Origin of the sequence: Kitasatospora kazusensis, assembly GCF_039529945.1 — a bacterium.
Taxonomy (GTDB): Bacteria; Actinomycetota; Actinomycetes; order Streptomycetales; family Streptomycetaceae; genus Kitasatospora; species Kitasatospora kazusensis.
In genome coordinates this window covers 1-1,200 of the sequence record NZ_BAAANT010000131.1, presented here as the reverse complement: position 1 = coordinate 1,200, position 1,200 = coordinate 1, and the positions used below count along the sequence as shown (strand labels likewise).

Genomic DNA, 1,200 nt, shown 5'->3' with positions numbered 1-1,200 from the left:
GCTCGTCCGTCGACGGCTTGACCTGCCCAGGGCGTGGCATCCAGGCACCTCCTGGACAGGCAGCCTACCAGCAAAGATCCTTAAGTCACTGGTATTGGGGCTAGCTGGGCGAGTGCACCCGGCTCGGACTGCTCACCGTGCCCCCCGCGCTCATCCTGCCGTCGTGTGGGCCGCGTTGCCCGCCATCGGCGGCTGAGATCTCGTCAGAGTCGCCTGGTGTGCCGTCGCTAGGCGGCGGCGGTGAGGTCGGCGCGGCCGTAGAGGAGGGCGTAGCCGTGCGGGAGCTGGGTCAGCACCCGGCACGTGAGGGGCTCGCCGGCGAGGCTGGTGAGGGCGGCGAGGACCGCGCCGGTGTCCCAGCGGGCGGCCTCGGTGGTGGTGCCCAGGGTGGTGGCGATGGTGTCGACGAAGGTGTGGGCGTCCAGGGGCTGGGTGAGGGGGATCTGCGAGGCGAAGGTGGTGCGGGCGGGTTCGGGCAGGGCGGCGGCGAGGTCGCAGCGTTCCTCGCCGATGAGCTGGCCGCCGAGCGCGGCCAGGACGGCGTGCAGGACGCGTTCGGCCTCATGGTCGGTGGCGTAGCGGCCGAGGTCGCGGACCTGCTGGAGGAGGTGGTGCCAGGTCATGGCAGGAGCCTTCCGGGCGTCTCGATGCTCCGCCGGAGGGGCGGGGCTGCGTGGTTGGTCAGGGGCGTTGGCCGGGGACGGGTCGGCCGAAGAGGAGGTCGTAGCCGGGGGGAAGTTGGAGCAGGACGCGCCGGGTGAGGTCGTCGCCGGCGGCGTCGGCGGTGGTGCTGAGGACGGCGCCGATGTCCCACAGGGCGGTCGGTTCGGTGGCGCCCTCGATCCAGGCTGCGGTGGCGCGTACGAACCGTTCGGGGCTGAGCGGCTCGGTGGCCCGCAGGGGGTTGAGCAGGATCAGGGTGAGGTTCTCGGGGAGCCGGGCGGCCAGTTCGGCGCGCACGTCGCCGACGAGGTGGGCGCCGAGCAAGGCCAGGACGACGCGGGCGGCCCGGTCGGCGTCCTGGGGGGTGTCGTATTCGCCGCGTTCCTGGATCTCGGCCAGGAATGCTTCCCATCGAAGAGTCACCTCAGGTCTCCCTTCATTGAGGCAGTTCCATCCTGAAAACTGCAGGTCACGGAGGCTGGCGTGGTACAGAGCTGGGGCACTCGGGCTGGTCGGGAACCTGATCGTTAGCAGGAG

General features: G+C 71.2%; 2 protein-coding genes. Both read right to left on the bottom strand.

Annotated features, from left to right (window positions below):
• Positions 1 to 227: 227 nt before the first annotated feature.
• Positions 228 to 623: a DUF2267 domain-containing protein gene (locus ABD330_RS32300; protein WP_344469881.1), complete on the bottom strand. Its 396-nt coding sequence runs from the start codon at positions 621 to 623 to the stop codon at positions 228 to 230.
• A 58-nt stretch (positions 624 to 681) separates the two neighbouring features.
• Positions 682 to 1,086: a DUF2267 domain-containing protein gene (locus tag ABD330_RS32295; RefSeq protein ID WP_344469880.1), complete on the bottom strand. Its 405-nt coding sequence runs from the start codon at positions 1,084 to 1,086 to the stop codon at positions 682 to 684.
• Between the last annotated feature and the right edge of the window lie 114 nt (positions 1,087 to 1,200).

Bases quoted from the DNA above. Each gene is read 5' to 3' on its own strand.
- ABD330_RS32300 (WP_344469881.1), bottom strand. From the start codon at position 623: ATGACCTGGCACCACCTCCTCCAGCAGGTCCGCGACCTCGGCCGCTAC.